21 protein-coding genes and 1 riboswitch are annotated in these 21,171 nt (G+C 60.9%); of the genes, 4 read left to right on the forward strand and 17 right to left on the reverse strand.

Annotation, left to right across the window (positions count from 1 at the left end):
* Positions 1 to 64 precede the first annotated feature (64 nt).
* The 7 genes from ACI2KS_RS20510 to ahcY form a co-directional block, all read right to left on the reverse strand.
* On the reverse strand, positions 65 to 136 hold the full coding sequence (locus ACI2KS_RS20510; protein WP_404622990.1) for a hypothetical protein: 72 nt from the start codon (positions 134 to 136) through the stop codon (positions 65 to 67).
* Positions 111 to 401: a type II toxin-antitoxin system mRNA interferase toxin, RelE/StbE family gene (locus tag ACI2KS_RS20515; protein WP_404622991.1), complete on the reverse strand. Its 291-nt coding sequence runs from the start codon at positions 399 to 401 to the stop codon at positions 111 to 113. The genes ACI2KS_RS20510 and ACI2KS_RS20515 overlap by 26 nt, the downstream gene beginning before the upstream one ends.
* Positions 402 to 427: 26 nt before the next feature.
* The gene (locus tag ACI2KS_RS20520) at positions 428 to 2,347 is read right to left on the reverse strand and encodes a DEAD/DEAH box helicase (protein ID WP_404622830.1); all 1,920 of its coding nucleotides are present in this window, start codon (positions 2,345 to 2,347) and stop codon (positions 428 to 430) included.
* A gap of 229 nt (positions 2,348 to 2,576) precedes the next feature.
* Positions 2,577 to 3,401, reverse strand: a complete 825-nt coding sequence (locus ACI2KS_RS20525) for a substrate-binding periplasmic protein (protein ID WP_404622831.1) — start codon at positions 3,399 to 3,401, stop codon at positions 2,577 to 2,579.
* A gap of 84 nt (positions 3,402 to 3,485) precedes the next feature.
* The gene (locus ACI2KS_RS20530) at positions 3,486 to 4,574 is read right to left on the reverse strand and encodes a hypothetical protein (protein ID WP_404622832.1); all 1,089 of its coding nucleotides are present in this window, start codon (positions 4,572 to 4,574) and stop codon (positions 3,486 to 3,488) included.
* Positions 4,575 to 4,684: 110 nt separating this feature from the next.
* Entirely contained in the window at positions 4,685 to 5,530 is an 846-nt protein-coding gene (metF, locus tag ACI2KS_RS20535; RefSeq protein ID WP_404622833.1) for a methylenetetrahydrofolate reductase [NAD(P)H], read from the reverse strand.
* Positions 5,531 to 5,722: 192 nt separating this feature from the next.
* Positions 5,723 to 7,132, reverse strand: a complete 1,410-nt coding sequence (gene ahcY, locus ACI2KS_RS20540; RefSeq protein WP_404622834.1) for an adenosylhomocysteinase — start codon at positions 7,130 to 7,132, stop codon at positions 5,723 to 5,725.
* 21 nt (positions 7,133 to 7,153) lie between these two features.
* Positions 7,154 to 7,266, reverse strand: a riboswitch (S-adenosyl-L-homocysteine riboswitch).
* Between the two features lie 199 nt (positions 7,267 to 7,465).
* On the opposite strand from ahcY, the gene ACI2KS_RS20545 reads away from it, so the two are divergent.
* Positions 7,466 to 7,870, forward strand: coding sequence for an acyl-CoA thioesterase (locus tag ACI2KS_RS20545; protein ID WP_133752277.1), 405 nt, complete (start codon positions 7,466 to 7,468; stop codon positions 7,868 to 7,870).
* Positions 7,871 to 8,050: 180 nt separating this feature from the next.
* Here ACI2KS_RS20545 and otnI read toward each other — a convergent pair whose 3' ends face one another.
* From otnI to ACI2KS_RS20575, 6 genes are all read right to left on the reverse strand, one after another.
* Complete coding sequence (gene otnI, locus ACI2KS_RS20550) at positions 8,051 to 8,842, reverse strand: 2-oxo-tetronate isomerase (protein WP_404622835.1); 792 nt, start codon at positions 8,840 to 8,842, stop codon at positions 8,051 to 8,053.
* Between the two features lie 32 nt (positions 8,843 to 8,874).
* The gene (locus ACI2KS_RS20555) at positions 8,875 to 10,332 is read right to left on the reverse strand and encodes an SLC13 family permease (RefSeq protein WP_404622836.1); all 1,458 of its coding nucleotides are present in this window, start codon (positions 10,330 to 10,332) and stop codon (positions 8,875 to 8,877) included.
* Between the two features lie 89 nt (positions 10,333 to 10,421).
* Positions 10,422 to 11,072 (reverse strand): aldolase, encoded by a 651-nt coding sequence (locus ACI2KS_RS20560; RefSeq protein WP_404622837.1) that lies wholly within the window; start codon positions 11,070 to 11,072, stop codon positions 10,422 to 10,424.
* Positions 11,069 to 12,361, reverse strand: a complete 1,293-nt coding sequence (gene otnK / locus ACI2KS_RS20565; protein ID WP_404622838.1) for a 3-oxo-tetronate kinase — start codon at positions 12,359 to 12,361, stop codon at positions 11,069 to 11,071. The genes ACI2KS_RS20560 and otnK overlap by 4 nt, the downstream gene beginning before the upstream one ends.
* A 10-nt stretch (positions 12,362 to 12,371) precedes the next feature.
* Positions 12,372 to 13,367, reverse strand: coding sequence for an L-threonate dehydrogenase (ltnD, locus tag ACI2KS_RS20570; protein ID WP_404622839.1), 996 nt, complete (start codon positions 13,365 to 13,367; stop codon positions 12,372 to 12,374).
* Positions 13,368 to 13,567: 200 nt separating this feature from the next.
* Complete coding sequence (locus tag ACI2KS_RS20575) at positions 13,568 to 14,404, reverse strand: DeoR/GlpR family DNA-binding transcription regulator (RefSeq protein ID WP_404622840.1); 837 nt, start codon at positions 14,402 to 14,404, stop codon at positions 13,568 to 13,570.
* 219 nt (positions 14,405 to 14,623) lie between these two features.
* Here ACI2KS_RS20575 and ACI2KS_RS20580 point away from each other — a divergent pair, with 219 nt between their 5' ends.
* The 3 genes from ACI2KS_RS20580 (at position 14,624) to ACI2KS_RS20590 (ending at position 16,439) form a co-directional block, all read left to right on the forward strand.
* Positions 14,624 to 15,463 (forward strand): EamA family transporter, encoded by an 840-nt coding sequence (locus ACI2KS_RS20580; RefSeq protein ID WP_404622841.1) that lies wholly within the window; start codon positions 14,624 to 14,626, stop codon positions 15,461 to 15,463.
* A 16-nt stretch (positions 15,464 to 15,479) separates the two neighbouring features.
* Entirely contained in the window at positions 15,480 to 15,866 is a 387-nt protein-coding gene (locus ACI2KS_RS20585; RefSeq protein WP_404622842.1) for an MAPEG family protein, read from the forward strand.
* A 123-nt stretch (positions 15,867 to 15,989) separates the two neighbouring features.
* On the forward strand, positions 15,990 to 16,439 hold the full coding sequence (locus ACI2KS_RS20590) for a c-type cytochrome (RefSeq protein WP_404622992.1): 450 nt from the start codon (positions 15,990 to 15,992) through the stop codon (positions 16,437 to 16,439).
* A 107-nt stretch (positions 16,440 to 16,546) separates the two neighbouring features.
* On the opposite strand, the gene ACI2KS_RS20595 is transcribed toward ACI2KS_RS20590, so the two are convergent.
* The 4 genes from ACI2KS_RS20595 to metK form a co-directional block, all read right to left on the reverse strand.
* Positions 16,547 to 16,963 carry a DUF1090 domain-containing protein gene (locus ACI2KS_RS20595; protein ID WP_404622843.1) on the reverse strand — a complete coding sequence of 139 codons (417 nt, stop codon included), beginning with the start codon at positions 16,961 to 16,963 and terminating at the stop codon, positions 16,547 to 16,549.
* A 53-nt stretch (positions 16,964 to 17,016) separates the two neighbouring features.
* A complete protein-coding gene (gene ligB / locus ACI2KS_RS20600; protein WP_404622844.1) occupies positions 17,017 to 18,702 on the reverse strand; it encodes an NAD-dependent DNA ligase LigB in 1,686 nt (561 codons plus the stop codon).
* Positions 18,703 to 19,220: 518 nt separating this feature from the next.
* Entirely contained in the window at positions 19,221 to 19,526 is a 306-nt protein-coding gene (locus tag ACI2KS_RS20605) for a DUF6124 family protein (protein WP_404622845.1), read from the reverse strand.
* A gap of 443 nt (positions 19,527 to 19,969) precedes the next feature.
* Positions 19,970 to 21,160, reverse strand: a complete 1,191-nt coding sequence (metK, locus tag ACI2KS_RS20610) for a methionine adenosyltransferase (RefSeq protein ID WP_404622846.1) — start codon at positions 21,158 to 21,160, stop codon at positions 19,970 to 19,972.
* Positions 21,161 to 21,171 lie beyond the last annotated feature (11 nt).

A 21,171-nucleotide genomic window follows, 5' to 3' on the forward strand; every position in this document is an offset into this window, starting at 1 on the left:
AAGAACGCCGCCCAATGGGCGGCGTTTTTGGTTATTCGAGCTATGGCAGTTTGTTGCAGGCCAGTCACTTGAAGAGCTCGGCATGGCTGCCCAAGTCGACGAATATCACCTCACGTCCGGTGATTTGATAGGCCAGGAGAAAGTGTCCACCAATGTGGCGCTCCCGGCAGCCTCCCCCATTCGCCTTTGAGTTCATGGTCCCGATACGCCTGTGGTAAGGGCTCTGCTTCCCAGATCATCCCCATCACTTCGCGCATGGCTTTCATGTCGCTTCGACCGGACTTATGGTGTCGGTCCCAGGATTTCTTGAACTCTGGTGTGTAATCAACCCGCCTAGCAGAGACCTGCAGTCTTCCAGGTAGATGAGCACTTGCCGCGAAAACAAAAACGCCCCGAACCAGTCGGGGCGTTTGCGTTTCAGCGCGGCTTAACCTTCGCGATTGCGGGTCAGCAGTGCTGGCTTCTCGCCGCGTGGGCGACTTGGCAGCTGATCGAGCTGTTCAGCGGACGGGAAGCGATCGCTCTTGGACTCTTTGTGCATGATCTTCGGCGCGGGCTGACCATCGCGAGGACCACGAACAGCGGGTTCCTGACGAGCAGGCTGGTCTTCACGCGCCGGACGACGATTGCGCGGCTGGTCTTCACGACGAGCCTGGCCATCACGGCCCGACCCGTTGCGCGGGCCGCTGCGCTTGGCCGGAGCGCCTGCCGGGGTGCCTGCGGTAGTGCCAGTGCTGGCGCCACCGCCGGAACCGCTGCGTGGAGCGCCACGACCAGGGGCCTGACCACGTGGCGCCGGTGCGGCGCCTGTGGCCGGAGCGCCAGGGCGACGGCCGCGACCTTGCTGGTTCTTGTTCGGGTAGGGGCTGACGTAATCGGCGCGGTTGCCAAAGTTGTCGACCTCGTCATCCAGGAACTCGTCCGGTGCGCGATCAGCCCGTTGCGACGACGGCTGCGGTTGACGTGTTTCGCTGGACGGCGTGCCCTGGCGAGGTTTCTGCGCGCGTGCCGGACGCGCCGGACGTTCGCCAGAGGCTGCGGCCGCTGCCGGTTTTTCCTTGCCCTTGTCCTTGCCTTTGTCCTTGCGACCGCCACCACCGCCGCCGCCATTTGGACCATCGCCGCGAGGGCCACGGGCATTGCGCGGATTGCGCACGTCCGGACGCTCACGAACTTCCGGCTTCTCGGCCTCGACGGCATTGATGTCGAAGCCCATCAGATCACCATCGGCAATCTTCTGTTTGGTCATGCGCTCGATGCTTTTGAGCAGCTTCTCTTCGTCCGGAGCGACCAGCGAGATCGCCTCACCGCTGCGGCCTGCGCGACCGGTACGACCGATACGGTGCACGTAGTCTTCGTCGATGTTAGGCAGCTCGAAGTTGACTACGTGAGGCAACTGGTCGATGTCCAGGCCACGTGCCGCGATATCGGTGGCAACCATGATCCGCACCGAGCCTGCCTTGAAGTCGGCCAGTGCTTTGGTGCGGGCGTTCTGGCTCTTGTTACCGTGGATAGCCACAGCGCTGAGGCCATGTTTGTCCAGGTATTCGGCCAGGCGGTTGGCGCCGTGCTTGGTGCGAGTGAAGACCAGCACCTGTTCCCACGCGCCCTGAGTGATCAGGTGCGCCAGCAGCGAGCGCTTGTGGTTGGCAGGCAGACGGAAAACGCGCTGTTCGATGCGTTCGACCGTGGTGTTCGGCGGCGTGACTTCAATGCGCTCGGGGTTGTGCAGCAGCTTGCCGGCGAGCGCCGTGATGTCGGACGAGAACGTGGCCGAGAACAGCAGGTTCTGGCGTTTGGCCGGAAGGCGCGCGAGGACTTTCTTGACGTCGTGAACGAAGCCCATGTCGAGCATCCGGTCGGCTTCATCGAGCACGAGGATTTCGACGTGGGACAGATCGACGCTGCCTTGGCCGGCGAGGTCGAGCAGACGACCCGGGCAGGCGACCAGTACATCGACGCCACGGGCCATGGCCTGAACCTGTGGGTTCATGCCGACACCGCCGAAGATACAGGCGCTGACGAACTTGAGGTTCTTGGCGTAGATCTTGAAGCTGTCGTGAACCTGGGCTGCCAGCTCACGGGTTGGGGTCAGGACCAGTACGCGCGGTTGGCGCGGGCCATGACGCTGGGATTTGTCCGGGTGACCGGCGGGGAACAGGCGCTCCAGAATCGGGAGGGCGAAACCACCGGTTTTACCAGTACCTGTCTGTGCGGCGACCATCAGATCGCGGCCTTGCAACACGGCGGGAATGGCCCGCTGTTGCACTGGGGTAGGCTGGGTATAGCCAGCAGCCTCGATGGCGCTGACTAAAGCCTCGGAGAGACCGAGGGAAGCAAAGGACATGAGTAATCCTGTCTTAAGTTGGGGCCAAAGGGCCCAAATAGGGGATGTTCAACCCGGCAAAAAACTGCGTTCAGAAGGCGCGGTTCCGTCCGGTTCTGTCGAGGTCTGTAAGTTCAACTCGTGGCATGAGCGCGTGAAAGAAAGTGCGCTGGACGTAATCGAGAAGTCTTCTGTGAGACCGAGCATCCGGGCGTAAGCCTGGCGGGAACGCCGGAGTATAACAGAGCAATCACAATGCGCTGCTTTCATGCTGCTCAACGGTTTTATCCGCGCTGATGGCCGAGTGAGCGGCCGACGAGTCACGCGGCGCACCCGGCGCCTCGCCGGTATAGCGTTCCACCAGTTGGGCGTAGGCCGGTTCGCGCTTGAAGCGTTTCAACTCGGCACCGAAGCGTTGGATCAGCAAATCCATGCCGGCGTTGCGACGCAACGCCAGAAACTGTTCGCGGGTGCTCAATACGGTGGGCAGTTGGCTGACCTGGTCCCGCAGGTGAAGCTGATCGATCATCTGCTGGCCCACGATGCGGTCGGTGACCATCAGATCGATACGGCCACGGATGAGCTTGCCGAAGTTGGCCTCATGACTGGGCGCCGGTTCGTGAATGAAGTCAGTGGAGCTGTCGAATTGCGGGGTGTACAGATAACCCGGCGAGACACCGACGGTCAGGCCCTTGAGGTCTTCCAGGCCATTGAAAGCATGCGGCCGGGCGTTGGCCTGGAACAGTACATAGTTGACGTCGGACAGCGGCTCGCTTGGGTACAGCAGCAGATCGTCGCGCTCACTGATCTTGAAAATATCCAGTGCGCCGTCGGCCTCGCCCTGCTGGAGCATCATCAGGCAACGCTTCCAGGGCAGGAACTGCCATTGCACATCGATTCCCAGGCGCTGGAACACAATGGCTGTGGTGTCGTAGTCGAGCCCCGAGGCCTGGCCGTTCTCGACCATGGCATAGGGCGCCCAAGGCTCGGTGACGATGCGCAGTTTTTCACCTGCGGCGCTGAAACTCAGGCAGGCAACGAAAGCGGCGAACAGCAGTCGGGAAGTCAGGTGCATCAGGCGAGATTACGACGCGCGCCCGCTAAATAGAAGCGCTGATATTCGCCACCCCGCCAAGGGTGGGGGCGTCTGGCTCGCGGATCAGCGTGAGGTCTGCGCCTGAACCAGATGCTGATAGATGGCAACGCGGCGACGGCCAAGCAGTCTGCGTACCGCCCAATGTTCCAGCCACTGATGCAGTTGTGCGGGCTCGATCGGTTTTTTCAGTCGCCGTTGGGCATTGGCGAACGCTTTCTCCCACCAGACTGGCGAACAGGCGCGGTCGAATTCATTCGGATACTCGCAGCAGCCATACAGCACCTCGCGTATGAATTGCCGTTGTGCGGGCGGTACGGCCAGCGTCGCGGTCTTGTACATCAGCCGCTGCCAGGTCGACGGCCGTGGCACGCGTGGCGAAACATTGCCGGTGTCACGCAGCGCATCGGTGCTCAACGGGTTTTCTCCGTGTTTGTTCAGCCAGGCGCGAACCTTGGCGCGGAACAGCTGCTTGCGACTCCAGTAGTGATGGATCACGTCGGTGCACTGCTCGACCTTCAACGAGCGGTAGGCGGCAACACCCAGGCAGAACTCCTCCAGCGTGACAGCGCCCGGCGTGACGGGGAAAAACTCATCCATCAGCGCAATGGATTTATCCAGGACCGAAGTGTTGTCGTGGGTCAGTCCGATCACCCCGGAATTGATCAGTCGCATCTGGTCGTCCGCCAGTTCCCGTCGCGCCAGGGTCTGTGCCAGCGCCGTGTAAAGCACGGTCTCCTTGCAGTCCTCGTAGCGAAGCTGAAAAGCGTTGCACAGCAGCGTGTCTGGCTGCACCCGTTCGAACAGTTTCATGGGACTGTCGTGAAAGAAGGTATCGGTATCGATCAGAATCGCTGTTTGCGACTCTTGCAGTACCTTGCGGGCCACCACGTGTTTGCAGCGGAACTGATAGTGGTAGGGGCCGCTCCATTGCCGGCGCAGGTCGGAATCGATCGGGCGCACGCGCACCGGTAACTCACGATAGGGTTCTGGGTCATCGCTGAACACCTGGATATCGAACGGTAGGTCGGTGGTTTTGCCGAGTTGCGCCAAAGCGCTTGCGATGCTGAAGACCGCTTCCTGATGGTAGGTCGGGGCCCCGAAAACGAGGTAGACCAGTTGCGGGCGCGAAATGATCTGACTGAAGGAAGTCAACTGCTTGGGTATCCGTCACGTTAAGGCGTTGGCAGGTGTCGTCGTGACGAAGCCTGCCGGTGAAACGTTGCCTTATTGTGACCGGAACTATCGGGGCGAATTCCGCCCTTTTAGCGGGGAAGCTGGAGGTTGTTCCAGATCGCCAGGCTAGGTTCTGCCTGGTTCAGCGTGTAGAAGTGCAGGCCAGGGGCCCCACCTTGTAACAAACGCTCACACATCTGCGTGATCACTTGCTCGCCGAACGCCTGGATGCTCGCCGAATCGTCGCCATAGGCTTCCAGCTGCTTGCGAATCCAGCGCGGGATTTCCGCTCCGCAGGCATCGGAAAACCGCGCCAGCTTGCTGTAGTTGGTGATCGGCATGATCCCCGGCACGATTGGGATGCTGACGCCCATCTTCTCTGCGCGCTCGACGAAGTAAAAGTAGCTGTCGGCGTTGAAGAAGTATTGGGTAATGGCGCTGTCGGCACCGGCATTGGCCTTGCGCACGAAGTTTTTCAGGTCGTCTTCGAAGTTGCGTGCCTGGGGATGCATTTCCGGGTAGGCGGCGACTTCAATGTGGAAATGGCTGCCGGTTTCTTCACGAATGAAGCTCACCAGATCATTGGCGTGACGCAGCTCGCCGCTGGCCATGCCCATGCCCGATGGCAGGTCACCGCGCAGTGCGACGATGCGCGTGATGCCCGCATCCTTGTATTGGGTCAGCAGGCCGCGCAGGTCGGCCTTGCTGTCGCCGACACAGGACAAGTGCGGAGCAGCGGGGATGTTCACTTCCTTTTCCAGCTGCAGCACGGTGTTGATCGTGCGGTCACGGGTGGAGCCGCCAGCGCCGTAGGTGCAGGAGAAGAAGTCAGGGTTGTAGCCGGCCAGCGTACGCGCAGTGGCAAGCAGTTTTTCGTGACCAGCGTCGGTCTTCGTGGGGAAGAATTCGAAACTGTAGCGACGGTCTTGGGACATGGTCATATCCTGGGGATCTCGAAAGCCTACGCAAAATCCTTGAAGGAGCCGGCTTGCTGGCGAATGCGCCGGATCAGGCGACACTGACGTGTCTGACCTGACGCGTTCGCCAGCAAGCCGGCTCCTACAGGGTAGCGATCGTTCATGCAGCAGCGTGTACCTGAAGAAACAGGCAGCGCTCCTGCTGACGTATCAGTAGCGGTAAGCGTGCGGCTTGTACGGACCTTCAACGGTCACGCCGATGTAGTCGGCCTGGGTTTTGGTCAGCTTGGTCACGACGCCGCCGAAGCCACGGACCATTTCCAGGGCCACTTCTTCGTCGAGTTTCTTTGGCAGCACTTCAACGGTCAGGCGTTCGGCTTTCTGGGCCGGGCTCAGGTCGGCGTATTTCTGGCCGAACAGGAAGATCTGCGCCAGAACCTGGTTGGCGAACGAGCCGTCCATGATGCGGCTTGGGTGACCGGTGGCGTTGCCCAGGTTCACCAGGCGGCCTTCGGCCAGCAGGATCAGGTAGTCGTCGTTCTGCGGGTCGAACTGGCCGGCGCCGGTGCGGTGGATCTTGTGCACCTGTGGCTTCACTTCTTCCCATGCCCAGTTCTTGCGCATGAAAGCGGTGTCGATTTCGTTGTCGAAGTGACCGATGTTGCAGACCACAGCGCGTTTTTTCAGGGCCTTGAGCATGTTCGCGTCACAGACGTTGACGTTGCCGGTGGTGGTCACGATCAGGTCGATCTTGCCCAGCAGTGCTGCGTCGATGCTGGCGGAGGTACCGTCGTTTTCGCCGTCGATGAACGGGGAAACCAGCTCGAAACCGTCCATGCAGGCTTGCATGGCGCAGATCGGGTCGACTTCCGAGACCTTGACGATCATGCCTTCCTGACGCAGCGACTGAGCCGAACCCTTGCCCACGTCACCGTAGCCGATGACCAGCGCTTGCTTGCCGGACAGCAGGTGGTCGGTGCCGCGCTTGATGGCGTCGTTGAGGCTGTGACGGCAGCCGTACTTGTTGTCGTTCTTGCTCTTGGTGACCGAGTCGTTGACGTTGATCGCCGGGATTTTCAGCTCGCCCTTGGCCAGCATGTCCAGCAGGCGGTGTACGCCGGTGGTAGTTTCTTCGGTGACACCGTGGACGCGGTCCAGGATCGCCGGGTATTTCTTGTGCAGCAGTTCGGTCAGGTCGCCGCCGTCATCGAGGATCATGTTGGCGTCCCATGGCGCGCCATCCTTGAGGATGGTCTGCTCCAGGCACCACTCGTACTCTTGCTCGGTCTCGCCTTTCCAGGCGAACACAGGAATGCCGGCAGCAGCGATGGCGGCGGCGGCCTGATCCTGAGTCGAGAAGATGTTGCAGGACGACCAGCGCACTTCGGCACCCAGGGCAACCAGGGTTTCGATCAGCACGGCAGTCTGAATGGTCATGTGGATACAGCCGAGAATCTTCGCGCCCTTGAGCGGTTGCTCGCCGGCGTATTTGCGACGCAGACCCATCAGGGCCGGCATTTCGGATTCAGCGATGATGGTCTCGCGACGGCCCCAGGCAGCCAGGGAAATATCGGCGACTTTGAAGTCGTTGAAATCGTTGGGCGTCAGTACAGCGCTCATGAAGAGTCTCCATTCGTAGGGTGCGAATGGGCGCCGTTGTGCGTTTAAGGCTTGCCCGGCCGTGATCGGCCTGGAGCAAACAACGCCCCATCCGAGCCTGACAGGTCTGACCTGCTGCAGCGCCCCTCGGACAGGTGGCGGGAAAACGGTATCAAGCGGTGATGACCGTTTTTTGAAGCGGTGGCGATTATAGCGGCGTCAGTCGATTAGCCCAAGAGGCGCGTGCGTTTAAATGACGGATGACTAATCGAGACCATAGTCGATGTTCAATGGAGGTAAACGTCGCGGGCTGGCACTATGCTGGTCATCAACCGGCAGACGACAGGAGCGATCATGAATTTCCACACTCGCAAATGGGTAAAACCCGAAGACCTCAACCCGAACGGCACGCTGTTCGGCGGCAGTCTGCTGCGCTGGATCGATGAAGAAGCAGCGATCTACGCCATCGTTCAGCTGGGCAATCAGCGGGTGGTGACCAAGTACATCTCCGAAATCAACTTCGTCAGCGCGTCGCGCCAGGGCGACATCATCGAACTGGGCATCACCGCCACCGAATTCGGCCGCACGTCGATCACCCTGACCTGCCAGGTGCGCAACAAGATCACCCGCAAGAGCATCCTGACCGTGGAAAAGATGGTCTTCGTCAACCTCGGTGAGGACGGCCTGCCCGCACCGCACGGCAAGACTGAAATCACGTACGTGAAGGATCAGTTCAAGGAGGAGAATATCAACGAGTGATCGCGCAGTTGCGCGGCATGCATAGCCTGTAGGAATGAGCGTGCTCGCGATTGCATCGTGTCAGGCGAAGGCGTTTGGCTGATCTGATGCATCGCGAGCAAGCGAAGGCCTACAGTGGCCTGATCGTTCCCACGCTCTGCGTGGGAATGGCTCCTGCAACGCTCCACGTCGCCATCAGCGTCAGCTCGGATTATTCGCCTTCCAGTCCCGCAACCACTGCAACCCTTCACTGGTATCGCCTTTCGGGCGGTATTCGCAGCCGACCCAGCCGGTGTACCCCAGGCGGTCGATCTCTTCGAACAGCCACGGATAATTCACCTCACCGATACTCGGCTCGTGGCGGTCCGGCACGCCGGCGATCTGGATGTGGCCAATACCCGCGAAATCACGACGCAGTTTGCTGGTCACGTCACCCTCGACGATCTGGCAGTGATAGCAATCGAACTGCACCTTCAGGTTGTCCGCGCCGACCTCCTTGAGCACGGCCTGGCCCTGATCCTGACGATTGAGGAAAAAGCCCGGAATGTCGCGGGTGTTGATCGGTTCGATCAGCACCGTGATACCGACCTTGGCCGCTTGCTGTGCGGCATGACTCAGGTTTTCCAGGTACACCGCGTGGTGTTTTTGACGCAGATCTTCACTGGGCAGCAGACCCGCCATCACATGAATCCGGTCGTTGCCCAGCACGGCCGCATATTCCAGGGCCTGTTGAAACCCGCTGCGAAACTCACTTTCGCGGCCAGGCAGCGAAGCAATGCCGCGCTCGCCCTTGCCGAAGTCGCCCGGTGGTGCGTTGAACAGCGCCTGAGTCAGCCCAAAGTCGTCCAGGCGCAGCTTGATCTCTTGTGCCTTGAAGTCGTACGGGAACAGGTACTCCACAGCCTCGAATCCGTCGCTCGCCGCAGCGCAAAAGCGAGCGAGGAAGTCGTGTTGCGGGTACATCATGCTGAGGTTGGCAGCGAAACGAGGCATGGTTGTCTCCTAATTACAGGCGTCCGGGTGGGTCAGACGAAAGGCCAAAGCAGCAAGGTCATGAGAAAGCCCAGCGTGCCGAGAATAGTCACCAGAAAGGTCCAGGTGCGCAGGCCGTCACCGACATTCAGGCCCGCCAGTTTGGTGAACATCCAGTAGCCAGCGTCGTTGATGTGCGACATGGCCAGACCGCCACCGCCCATGGCCAGGCACAGCAGTGCCATGTGGTTTGCGCTCAGGTTCAGGGTGGCGATCAACGGGCTGAGGATGCCGGCCGTGGTCACCAGCGCCACTGTGGTCGAGCCTTGCACCGCACGCAACAGCATTGTCAGCAGAAAGCCCAGCGCCAGAACCGGCAGGCCGGTGTTGCGCAATGCCTCCGAAACCACGGCGCCGATACCGGTATCCACCAGCACCTTGCCGAATACGCCGCCAGCGCCGGCAATCAGAATCACCATGGCAACCCCCGGCAGCGCCGAACCGACTACGTCGGAGACCTGGCTGCGACTCCAGCCACGACGCGAGCCCAGCAGCCAGGCACACAGCATGGTATCGATCAGCAACGCCACCAGCGGTGCACCGAGAACGGTCAGCACGCTGCGCACCGCCGAATCGGCTGGCAGCATGGTGGTGGCCAGCGTACCCAGCAGGATCAGGATGATCGGCAGCAGAATCAGCGCAATGATGATTCCCGCGCCCGGTGGGGGCGCCTTTGGCAGGCGCGCCGCCAGGCTGCTGGCGCTTTCTTCAAGGCCCAGTGTCTTGGCGTGCGCGGCTTCGCTGGTGTTGGAGTAATCGTCGTTGGCCCAGGCCACAAGGTCCTGATTGGTGATGTGCGGCCCGTAGACTTCGGCACGGATATCGTCGGTCATCGGATAGACCTTGCGGGTCATGCGACCGGCGATCAGGTAGCCGATCACACACAACACGGCAACGATTGGCAAACCGAACATCAACACCCGTCCCAGGTCCGCACCCAGCTGCCCGGCAGCCGCCACGGCGCCCGGATGCGGTGGCAGAAACGCATGCACAGACAGCAGTGCGGCACACATTGGCAACGCATACACCAGCAGCGGTTTGCGCGCCGCTCGCGCCACGCCATAGGCCAGCGGCATGAGGATAATCACGCCAACCTCGAAGAACACCGGGATGCCGACCATGAAGCCAGCCACGGTCAGCGCCAGCGGAGTGCGCTTGTTGCCGAAGCGCTTGATCAGCGTCTTGGCCAGCGCTTCGGCGCCGCCTGAAAGTTCGATGATCCGTCCGATCATCGCGCCCAGGGCGATGATGATCGCGATGTGGCCCAGGGTCTTGCCCATGCCGCCTTCGATGGTGGCAACCAGATCGGCCGGTTTCACCCCGGCCACCAGCGCGACAAGGATGCTGACCAGCATCAGTGCCACGAACGGCTGGAACTTGTACTTGAGCACCAGAAGCAGCAACAGCGCGATGCCGGCTCCGGCGATGATCATGAGGAGTAGAGGAGTCATGTTGTGTGTGTTGTCCTGTTGTTATTGTTTTCCGGCAAGGCCGGGTCGCCGGCGACCGCAACAACGGTCTCCAATCAAAACGGTACGGATTACCAGTTCACACCGAAGGTCTGGCGCAATTGCTCCAGGGCCGCTGCGTCCAGAGGCTCGGGTTTTGGATTGCTCATCAGCCACAGGCGTGCGGTTTCTTCCAGCTCTTCCAGGGCGTAGGCCGCCTTGGCCACCGAGCTTTCCCAGACCACCGGGCCGAGCCTTTCAAGCATTACGCCACGCACGCTGTTAGCCAGTTTCGCCACCTGGGCGGCGACGTTCGGCGAGCCGGGACGTTCGTAAGGAATCAGTGGAATATGGCCGACCTTCATCACCTGGTACGGGGTGATCGGCGGCAGGATGTCATCCGGCTTCCAGACGCCGGCCAAGGTCAGCGCCACCAGATGAGTGGAATGGGTATGCACCACGCCGCCGACCCCCGGATTGCGGTCATACACCTCGCGATGCAGCATCAAGGTTTTCGACGGCTTGTCACCCGACACCCATTCGCCCGCCAGATTGACCTTGGCGATGGCCGTCGGATCGAGGCGGCCCAGACAGGCGTCAGTTGGCGTGATCAGCCAGCCGTCATCCAGACGCGCGCTGATATTTCCTGCGCTGCCGACGGTGTAGCCGCGCCCGAACAGCAGGCGGCCGATGTCGCAGATTTCGTCGCGTAGCTTGTTCTCGGCACTCGCTGCGCTGCTCATTGCGCACCCCCGGCCAATTGCTTGAGGGCTTTGTCGAAGAAGTCGCGACCACCGAAGTTGCCGGATTTGAGCGCCAGAGCCAGCGGTTGATCACCGCTGCTGATAGTGGCCGGCACGCCGGGATCGATCTGCGCGCCGATTTTCAACAGGCTCACACCCAAGGCTTGAACCACGGCGCCGGATGTTTCGCCACCGGCAACGACGAAGCGCTTCACACCTGCGTCCAGCAGGCCGCGAGCGATCTTGCCCAAGGCGTCTTCGACCATGGCCCCGGCGCGCTCGACACCGAGTTTCTGTTGTACGGCTTTGACTTCCTCCGGGCTGCTGGTGGCGTAGATCAGGACGGTCTGACCGGCATCGCGGGCAAACGCCAGAGCGTCTTCAACCACCGGCTTGCCATCGGCCAGCGCCAACGGATCGATACGCAGGGCAGGGCGCTTGGCCTCCAGCCATGCCGCGACCTGGCCGTTGGTGGCAACCGATGCGCTCCCGGCCAGCACTACTTCGCCGCCCTGGACCTGCTCAAGTTGCGCGGCGTCGATGTCGCGCAGCTTGCCCGCCTTGCGGAAGTTGCCCGGCAGCCCCAGCGCCAGTCCTGAGCCACCTGTCAGCAGCGGCAGGTCGGCGCAGGCTTCACCGAGGGTGTACAGATCGGCGTCGGACAGCGCATCGGCAACCGCCATGACCACCCCTTCGGCTCGCAGCTCGGCGATGCGCGCCCGAATCTTTTCCGCACCCTGGGCGACGGTGTCGTAGCGCAACAGGCCGACTTTCTTCGTCGTCTGCGATTGCAGCACACGCACCAGGTTGGCGTCGGTCATCGGCGTCAGCGGGTGATTCTGCATGCCGCATTCGTTGAGCAGTTGATCCTGCACGAACAAGTGGCCACGGAAGATCGTGCGGCCATTCTCGGGGAACGCCGGACACGCGAGGGTGAAATCGCTGTTCAATGCCTTGAGCAGCGCTTCGCTGACCTGACCGATGTTGCCTTTCGCGGTGGAGTCGAAGGTCGAGCAGTACTTGAAGAAAATCTGCTCACAGCCGCGATCCTGTAACCACTGCAACGCAGCCAATGATTCTTCGACCGCTTCGGCCGCAGGCGTGGTGCGTGACTTCAAGGCAATGACGATGGCGTCGGCATCCAGTTCAGCCAGGCTGTCGGCGCTCGGGATGCCGATGCTTTGCACGGTACGCATGCCGCCACGGACCAGCATGTTGGCAAGGTCGGTAGCGCCGGTGAAATCGTCGGCGATGCAGCCCAACAGGGGGCGCACAGTTGTCGTACTCATGTGCGATTCCTCAGTCGTTGGCCGCTTTAGCGACAGGCAGGGTGATGCCCGGGAAAATCTTGATCACTGCCGAGTCGTCTTCGCGACCGAAGCCTGCGGTAGAGGCTTGCATGAACATCTGATGAGCCGTGGAAGACAGGGGGAGCGGGAATTTGCTGGCGCGGGCGGTATCGAGCACCAGGCCCAGATCCTTGACGAAGATGTCGACCGCCGACAGAGGCGTGTAGTCAGCCTTGAGGATGTGCGGCACGCGGTTTTCGAACATCCACGAGTTGCCGGCGCTGTTGGTGATCACTTCGTACAACGCATCGGCGTCGACGCCTTCGCGCAGGCCCAGCGCCATGGCTTCGGCGCTGGCAGCGATGTGCACGCCGGCCAGCAGCTGGTTGATGATCTTGACCTTCGAACCCAGGCCATGAGCGTCGCCCAGGCGATAGACCTTGCCGGCCATGCCATTGAGGATCGCATCAGCCTTGGCGTATGAGTCAGCCGGGCCGGAAGTCATCATGGTCATTTGACCGGCCGCGGCCTTGGCCGCGCCACCGGAGATGGGCGCATCGAGGTACAGCAGACCCTTCTGGGCCAGACGCTGACCCAACTCGATAGCGAACGTAGGGGCGACAGTGGCGCAACCGATGATCAGGCTGCCTGGCTTGAGCGCGTCAACCGCACCGTTTTCCCCGAACAGGACGGTCTCGGTCTGCTCGGCGTTGACCACCACGGTCACGATCACGTCGCACGTTGCGGCCATGTTGGCAGGAGAGTCACAAGCAACGCCGCCTTCGCTGGCAAATTGCTCGGTCACGGCAGCACGTACGTCGCAGGCATGCACGTTGAAGCCGCTGCGCAACAGGGAGCGGGCGATACCCAGGCCCATGGCGCCCAGTCCAACGACGCCGACATTCTTGTTATTCATGAGTCTCTCCTCGGGTTGAGTGCCCCAAGTGTAGTCAGCACTCGAACGGTGTTTGTTCTGATCTGTTAAAGATAGTGAACCTACGAGCAAATAATGTGAAGAGGTTTTTCAAATTAACAAAAATTAACATCGGTTGGTTTTTTACCCGACAAAAAAAAGCCCCGGGGATGGGCCGGGGTTTCGTGTATTGATCCACTGTAGGCGTGAGCCTGCTCGCGATTGCGTGCTTTCAGAAACATCAATGCTGTCTGACCTGCCTCAATCGCGAGCAAGCTCAGTCCTGACGTTTTTCAGGTCTGTGGCACGGTTCCGCGTTTATCCACCGACGCCAAAAGCAGCTCCACGCCTTGAGCGCGGATGCTGTCCGACGCCGCTTGCGCCAGCCCGTCGTCGCTGATGATGGTGTCGAACTGCTCGAGCCCGGCCACCTTGTACATGCCGAAGGTGCCGTATTTGGAGCTGGTGGTCAGCAACACGCTGCGCGAGGCGGCCTGCATCGCTGCCTGCTTGACCTCGACTTTCAGCGCCGAGGGCGTGGTAGTGCCGCGTTGCAGATCCCAGGAACTGGTGGACATGAATGCCACGTCGGTCGCCAACTGGCGCAAAGTCGCTGCCGCAAGACCGCCGACGCAGGAGCGGTTGGGGTGATCCAACAGGCCACCGGTGTGAATCACATCCACATGGAGCGCATCGGCCAGAGCGTTGACCACCCCGAAATCATTGGTCACCACTGTCATGCCCGAGAGCGCGACAATGTGCGGCACGATCTCCAGGGTGCTGGTCCCGGCATCCAGATATACGGTCATTTCGGCATGCAGCAAGCCCGCTGCCAGCCTGGCCATGGCCTGCTTGTGCGCAAGCTCGGTCACCGCCTTGGACTGATGACTCGGCTCGCTGTGCACCTGGCTGGCAATCCGCACCCCGCCAGTGACCGAATAGGCGCGGCCGCTTTGCTCCAGCAGCGCGATGTCGCGGCGAATGGTCATGTGCGAGCACTCGAACATCTCCATCAGCTGATGCACGCTGAGCACCTGATGCTTGCGCAACTGGCGCAGCATCGATTCCCGGCGCTGATCGGGAATCATGGGCGCTGCACCACTGACGGTGGTGTCTTCTTCGCTGGACATTCAGGCTCCTGGGGCACGGTATACGGTCTGGTGGCTGGCATCTTAGCCAATCGTGTCGTTTGTAGCAGTAGCGAAAAAGCTCGACTTGCCATGCATCTCGCTGGGTTTGCCGTGGCGCAATCCATTATCCTTAAGCGCCGCCGGCGGTCGCGCAATTGCACACCGCTGCCAAACAAGGAAAGCGTCCGATATAACTGTCAGGGGCCATAAGGAGATCAAGTGCTGGCGACCACCCTGGTTCTGATTGCAGCCGTGCTGCACGCAACCTGGAACACCCTTATCAAATTCAGCGGCGAGCGCCTGTTGGTGATCGCCAGTATGGACGTGGTCGCCTTCATCCTCGCCGTCATGGCTCTGGGCTTCGTCTCCCCGCCGCCTGCGGCTATCTGGCCGTGGCTGGTGGCATCGGCGCTGTTCGAGTTGCTGTACCGCGTGCTGTTGATCAAGGCATACCGGGTCGGCGACCTGGGTCTGGTGTATCCACTGATGCGCGGCCTGTCGCCTCTGGTGGTGTTGGCGCTGACGCTGATGTCCGGCGCAGAGCAGCTCAACGCCCAGCAGATTCTCGGCATCTTGCTGATCCCCTGCGGCATGGCGTGCTTGCTGTGGCAAGGCGGGGGCGGCGACCGGTTGCCCTGGTCGATGCTGCCGGTGGTGGGGGTGATCGGCCTGTGCATCGGCTGTTACACCTGGATCGACGGCCAGGCGCTCAAGCGTGGCATTGCCCCTCTGGATTATCTGGTCTGGCTGACATTCATCAGTGCGTGGCCTTTTCCGCTACTGGCGCTGGTCAGCAAACGAGCGGCCTTCACCCTGTTCTGGCGCGTGCAGTGGAAGCTGGGGTTAAGCGTTGGTTTTTGTGTGCTATTGAGCTACGCCCTGGTGTTGTGGGCAATGCAGCTGGGCTCCGTGGCCGAAGCTGCGGCGCTTCGTGAGGTCAGCGTAGTATTGGTGGTGCTGTTGGGCATGCGTTATCTGCAAGAACCTTTCGGTCGGCCGCGGCTCTTAGCCTGTGGGCTGGTTTTACTGGGGATGCTTGTGATGAAACTCAAACTCTAAAAAGGATGCTGCAAATATGACCGTTGCCTTCTGGTGCGTGTTGGTTGTGATTCTATTGCCGCTGGTCTGTACCTCGGTCGCCAAGTTCAGTAGCGGCCGGTTCGGCGCGCGGCAGAACCATAATCCGCGTGACTTCCTGGACCAGCTCGAGGGGTTGCCACGTCGCGCCCATGCCGCGCAGCAGAACAGCTTCGAAGCGATTCCAGGATTCGCTGCGGGTGTGATCATTGCCCATGTCGCCGGTGTGGCGCAGCTGGTGACGATCGATGTGCTGGCGGTGCTGTACGTGACCAGTCGCCTGCTGTACATCATTTTCTACCTCGCCGATCTGGCTGCCTTGCGCTCGCTGGTGTGGTTCATCGGTCTGGCACTGGTGGTGGCGCTGTTTGGCGTTTCGGTGTGATCGAAGCGCCCATCATTCACTTGGGTTTTCCATGGCGGGCGCAGATACTGGCGGCCATTTTTCCAGCCAGTAGTCGCCATGAAGCCTGAGCGCGTTGGGTTGAAAGCCGCATCGACAAAAAAGCTGCCGTTGAAAACGGTCAGCCTGTTCCTGCTTGTGACCATAGGGTTGAGCGGCTGTGGGGGTGTTGATCCGAACTCGCCGCTGGGGCAACGCAAGGCGATTTTCAAACAGATGCTCAAGACCAGCGAAGACATCGGCGGCATGTTGCGCGGTCGATTGCCGTTCGACGGGGCGAAATTCGCCGAGGGCGCCGTGAAGCTCGATGGCTTGGCCCACGAGCCATGGAAACACTTCCCGGCGGTGCGGGAATCCGAGCACACCAGCGCCAAGGATGCAGTCTGGGAACGGCAGGCGCGTTTTCAGGACCTGGCTCGAGCGCTGGAAACCCGGACCGGTGAGCTGGTCGTCGCGACGCAACAGCTTCAGCTGTCACCGGCGACAATGATTCCGCCGATGAACAACGTCGAAGATGCGTGCGACGCCTGCCATAAAGAGTTTCGGGATCATTGAGGGGAGCCGCTACAGGCTGTAAGGCTTAAGCCTTAAGCCTTAAGCCTTAAGCCTTAAGCAAGGAGCGCAGCGCGTCACCACTTGCGTCCTGAAGCTTGCCGCTGCCCTTATTCATCTTCATCCGGCTGGAGCTGTTCCAGCTTGGCCTGCTCGTCCTGCAACTCCTTGCGCGATTCGGCCAGCTTGTCCTTGCGCTTGTTGATCTTGTCCGCATCGCCCTTCTTGATGGCCTTGTCCAGATCCGCCTGGCGCTGGCTGACTTCCCGCTTGGCGTCCAACACCTTGTTCTCCTGCGCCTTGAGCAGGCCGGCATCGGTGCAATGGGCGCTGACTTCGCTCAAGGCTTTCTCCAGACCCGCCTGCTGGCTGCTGTTGCCAGCCGCCTTGGCCTGTTCGATCTGGGTGCTGATGTCCTGGCGCTTGGCTGCGCAACCCGTCAGTTCGGGCGCCTGCTCGGCGGCGAACAATGGAGCCGCCAGCAATCCACAGGCGGTGAATACCATCAATGGTGACAGGAATTTCATGAATGCTCCTTGATTACACTCCCCCACGACACCTCGTGCGGGACAAAAAATGACTAAAACCCCTCGATGCCATGCTCGCGCAATTGTCGGCTCAGTGCCTGCACCTCGAGGTCTTGAAAAAATGCATGCAGCTGCTTTGCACGTCCCGGTCCAATACCGGGTTCGGCCTGCCATTGATCCACGCTTCGGCCGGCCAGTGCTGCCCACGAATCGCCTAGATGAGTGCCCGCGACCGGCGGCAAACCGATGGCTTTGAGCCAAATTTCGAACGATTGTTCGCGGGCTGTTTGAAAACTGTGTAACAGTTTAGCTGCGCTCTGCTGGCCAAGGCCGGGAATGTTAGCAAGTTGCGCACCATCAAGGGGCATCCAGTCGAGCAAGCCGTGGACCAGACCGGCGTCGATCAACTTGTCCCAGGTGCCAGGTCCTACTCCACTCAGCGCCAGGCCTTTCTTGCCACTCAGCCATTTCAGGCGCTCACGGAACTGACCTTCACAGCCGGTACTCGGCTGCCAGCAGCTCAGCGCATGAAAATCGGCGGAGTCGGGAACATTCATCGGTACCCGTTCGACGCTGCGTGAGACCACGCCATCCAGCCGCGGAATGGTCAGCCCTGCCAGGCTAATCGCTACTTGATCACCGGGGCGAATATCCAGCGTTTGCCAGCGTCTGAGTGAACCGACGCTGATGCGACTCACTTTGCGGTCATCCATCTGTGTCGGCTTTATCTCCAGCACCGGGGTGATTTTTCCGCTGCGACCGACGTTGAAATGGACTTTGCGTACCTCACCCAATACCTGGGCAAGCGGGTATTTCCACGCTGCGATCCAGTAAGGCGCCTTCGCCTGCCAGCGTTGCGCGGGCGGGCGTTCACTCTGGCGGATGACCACGCCATCGGTGGCAAACGGCAGCGGACTGTTGTACCAATGATCACGCCAATTCTGCGCCTGAGTGAAGCCCTTCACTGGCTCGCTGAACCGCAGGCTGTCTTCAAAGCCGAGTGCTCTGAGGCTGGCCAGCCGTTCACGCATGTTCGCTGGCCCCTGCGGCCAGTCCCAGACAAACAGGCCAATGCGTGCGCCTTCCTCATCATTGATTGCGGTTCGCGCCAACAGCCCGGCCACCTTGCTGCGAGCGTTTAGACTGCCGGCTTTTGCCTGTACATGGTCAGTCATCTGCCAATACAGCTCGCCTTGCAGCACCAGGGTGTCTTCCCACGCGATATGGCGTGGAATCGCCTCGATCTGGTAGGCATGTCCGGTCCAGTCGTGCCCTTTGATGCCATCCCCGCGGCTGATCGCCTGGACCAGCCTGCCGCGCTGATACACCAGTGTGACCGCCACACCGTCCACCTTCGGTTGAATCCACAGATCCTTGCGCCCATTGAGCCAGGCGCGCACCGCCACCTCATCGGGCAGTTTGTTCAGGCCGGTGTGAGGCACCGGGTGCGGCACGGTTCCCCTGGCCGTTTTCAGCGGATTATCGGCAACCTTCGGCGACGCCGCGAAACAGGCACGAAGATAGTCGAGGCGCTCGCGGGACTGGTCGTACAGCTCATCGGCCACAAGCGCGATGCCTTGTCGATGGTAGCTGTCATCCCATTGCTCGATCTGCGCCTGCTGAAAGGCGATCTCGCTTCGGGCTTTAACGGCAGGCCAGTCGGGACAGTTCTGCGCGCTGACGGCGTCCAGGTAAACGGCGACCAAAACACAGATGACGGGGCGTAGAAGGGGAGACATTGAAGCGTCCTTGCCGGGAAATGGAGCCTGCAAGGCTAGGCCGACCGGCTGCGGCGTTCCCCTCGCGCTGGTTACCGGGTTTGTCTCTAGGCGGTACAGTCAGGGCCGGTTTCGCTGCTCAGCTGTCCCTTGAGCGGATTCAAAGGGAGTGCAAAATGATGTTTCGATCCTGTACTCGGAATACAAGCCGGCTTGCTGGCGAAGGCGGTGGGTCAGATACATCAATGTCGCCTGACACTCCCTATTCGCCAGCAAGCCGGCTCCTACCGGTTGAACTGCGCGTTGTTCGCTTTGATCGCTTCCACTGCGCGTGGTTGCACCTCGCTAAACGGTCCGCGTCGCCTGTTGGATGACGCAGAGCATCACCAGCCGCATTCCCACGCGGAGCGTGGGAACGATCCCGGTGTGTGGCGGCACTGAGGATCTGCTTCTGGACGAAGGCCGTAGGAGTCCGGCTTGCCGGCGGCAGCGATCTTGAGGGCGTCACCGCCAGTCAGCCGTGCTGCCAGGGGCGAGGGCTAGGCGGTTTGTCTTTCCCGCAGGACGTCGCTCAGCCCTGCAATCGACGCTTCTACCAGCGCTTTTGCGGCCTCGATCTGATGCACCACGGCTCTGGCCAATGGCCGGAATTCTGCAGGGCTGTTGTCGGCCGATTCATAGGCGGTGGCTGCGGCGCAGTTGAGGTATTCGGATACGAGGGTGAGGGCGTCTTCGACCTTGATGCCGGGCTGGACGCTGAACAGGTTTTGGTTGTCGATGTTGGCACCGAAAGGGGTGGCTTGGGTGACGGGTGTTTCGGGAGGGTGCGGAGTAGATCGGATCATCGGGGGTCCTTTTGTGGGCTGAGCCGACACCGTCTGCTGTCAAACAGGATGGGTGGCAGCTGTACGTGGGTTGACAGACCAGTGACCACCCAAACTGGCGCACACGAATGTGCCCCGCGTACAGCCGCCATAGCACAGCCAACGGATGCATGATCTGCTGGTGTTTGGCGCACGTTACGTTCGGTAGGTCGGTCGGTCTGTCAAAACCGGTCGCTGGAATCAGCGACGCGAAGGAGGGTAAGCCGTGATCCACAGAGCCGCAACGCGCCGGGGAGGATAGCGCCAAATTTCAGAAGCGTCCTACAAGGCTGTGTCTGTTTTGTCGGGGAATGTGTCGGGAAATGCAGTGCGTCCCCGATGGGCAAGCGTAGCCGGATCACAAAAAAGCCCCCGGCAACGTGCGTCGCCGGGGGCTTTTGCTTACTGCCTGGGATTAATCCGTATTACAGACCGGCAGCAGCGCGCAGGGCGTCGGCGCGGTCGGTTTTTTCCCAGGTGAACGTGGTGAAGGTGTCGTCGCCCACGGTCTTGCTCTGCGGCGTACGACCGAAGTGGCCATAGGCTGCGGTTTCCTGGTACATCGGATGCAGCAGGTCGAGCATCTTGGTGATCGCGTATGGACGCAGGTCGAAGTGCTCGCGGACCAGCTGGACGATCTTGTCGTCGCTGATCTTGCCGGTGCCAAAGGTATTCAGCGAAATCGAGGTAGGTTGCGCGACGCCGATGGCGTAGGAAACCTGAATCTCGCAGCGCTCGGCCAGGCCTGCAGCGACGATGTTCTTGGCAACGTAACGGCCTGCGTAGGCAGCCGAACGGTCAACCTTGGATGGATCCTTGCCGGAGAACGCGCCGCCGCCGTGACGGGCCATACCGCCGTAGCTGTCGACAATGATCTTGCGACCGGTCAGACCGCAGTCACCCACCGGGCCACCGATGATGAACTGGCCAGTCGGGTTGATGTGGAACTGGGTGTCCTTGTGCAGCAGCTCGGCGGGCAGCACGTGTTTGACGATCAGCTCCATGACGCCTTCGCGCAGGTCTTTGTACGCCACTTCAGGGTTGTGCTGAGTGGACAAGACGACCGCATCGATACCGACCACGATGCCGTTTTCATAGCGGCAGGTGACCTGGGATTTGGCGTCCGGACGCAACCACGGCAGCAGACCCGATTTACGGGCTTCGGCCTGGCGGTGCACCAGCTGGTGCGAGAACGCGATTGGCGCGGGCATCAGTGCAGCGGTTTCGTTGCTGGCATAACCGAACATCAGGCCCTGGTCGCCTGCGCCTTGATCTTCAGGCTTGGCACGGTCGACACCTTGGTTGATGTCAGGGGACTGCTTGCCGATGATGTTCATCACGCTGCAGGTCGAGCCATCGAAGCCTACGTCGGAGCTGGTGTAGCCAATGCCGTTGATCACGTCACGAACGATCTGCTCCAGGTCAACCCACGCGCTGGTGGTGACTTCCCCGGCAACGATGGCAACACCGGTCTTGACCAGGGTTTCAACCGCAACGCGTGCGTGTTTGTCCTGGGCGATAATGGCGTCCAGCACCGCATCGGAGATCTGGTCGGCGATTTTGTCCGGATGCCCTTCGGACACGGACTCGGAGGTGAAAAGGGAATATTCGCTCATCTCGACGGTTT

Source organism: Pseudomonas sp. NPDC087358, assembly GCF_044900785.1.
Taxonomy (GTDB): Bacteria; Pseudomonadota; Gammaproteobacteria; order Pseudomonadales; family Pseudomonadaceae; genus Aquipseudomonas.

Bases quoted from the DNA above. Each gene is read 5' to 3' on its own strand.
- ACI2KS_RS20585 (WP_404622842.1), top strand. From the start codon at position 15,480: ATGACCGTTGCCTTCTGGTGCGTGTTGGTTGTGATTCTATTGCCGCTG.
- ACI2KS_RS20560 (WP_404622837.1), bottom strand. From the start codon at position 11,072: ATGAGCAGCGCAGCGAGTGCCGAGAACAAGCTACGCGACGAAATCTGC.
- ACI2KS_RS20605 (WP_404622845.1), bottom strand. From the start codon at position 19,526: ATGATCCGATCTACTCCGCACCCTCCCGAAACACCCGTCACCCAAGCC.
- otnI (WP_404622835.1), bottom strand. From the start codon at position 8,842: ATGCCTCGTTTCGCTGCCAACCTCAGCATGATGTACCCGCAACACGAC.
- ACI2KS_RS20595 (WP_404622843.1), bottom strand. From the start codon at position 16,963: ATGAAATTCCTGTCACCATTGATGGTATTCACCGCCTGTGGATTGCTG.
- ACI2KS_RS20575 (WP_404622840.1), bottom strand. From the start codon at position 14,404: ATGTCCAGCGAAGAAGACACCACCGTCAGTGGTGCAGCGCCCATGATT.
- ACI2KS_RS20525 (WP_404622831.1), bottom strand. From the start codon at position 3,401: ATGCACCTGACTTCCCGACTGCTGTTCGCCGCTTTCGTTGCCTGCCTG.
- ACI2KS_RS20545 (WP_133752277.1), top strand. From the start codon at position 7,466: ATGAATTTCCACACTCGCAAATGGGTAAAACCCGAAGACCTCAACCCG.
- metF (WP_404622833.1), bottom strand. From the start codon at position 5,530: ATGTCCCAAGACCGTCGCTACAGTTTCGAATTCTTCCCCACGAAGACC.
- ahcY (WP_404622834.1), bottom strand. From the start codon at position 7,132: ATGAGCGCTGTACTGACGCCCAACGATTTCAACGACTTCAAAGTCGCC.
- ACI2KS_RS20520 (WP_404622830.1), bottom strand. From the start codon at position 2,347: ATGTCCTTTGCTTCCCTCGGTCTCTCCGAGGCTTTAGTCAGCGCCATC.
- metK (WP_404622846.1), bottom strand. From the start codon at position 21,160: ATGAGCGAATATTCCCTTTTCACCTCCGAGTCCGTGTCCGAAGGGCAT.
- ligB (WP_404622844.1), bottom strand. From the start codon at position 18,702: ATGTCTCCCCTTCTACGCCCCGTCATCTGTGTTTTGGTCGCCGTTTAC.
- ACI2KS_RS20555 (WP_404622836.1), bottom strand. From the start codon at position 10,332: ATGACTCCTCTACTCCTCATGATCATCGCCGGAGCCGGCATCGCGCTG.
- otnK (WP_404622838.1), bottom strand. From the start codon at position 12,361: ATGAGTACGACAACTGTGCGCCCCCTGTTGGGCTGCATCGCCGACGAT.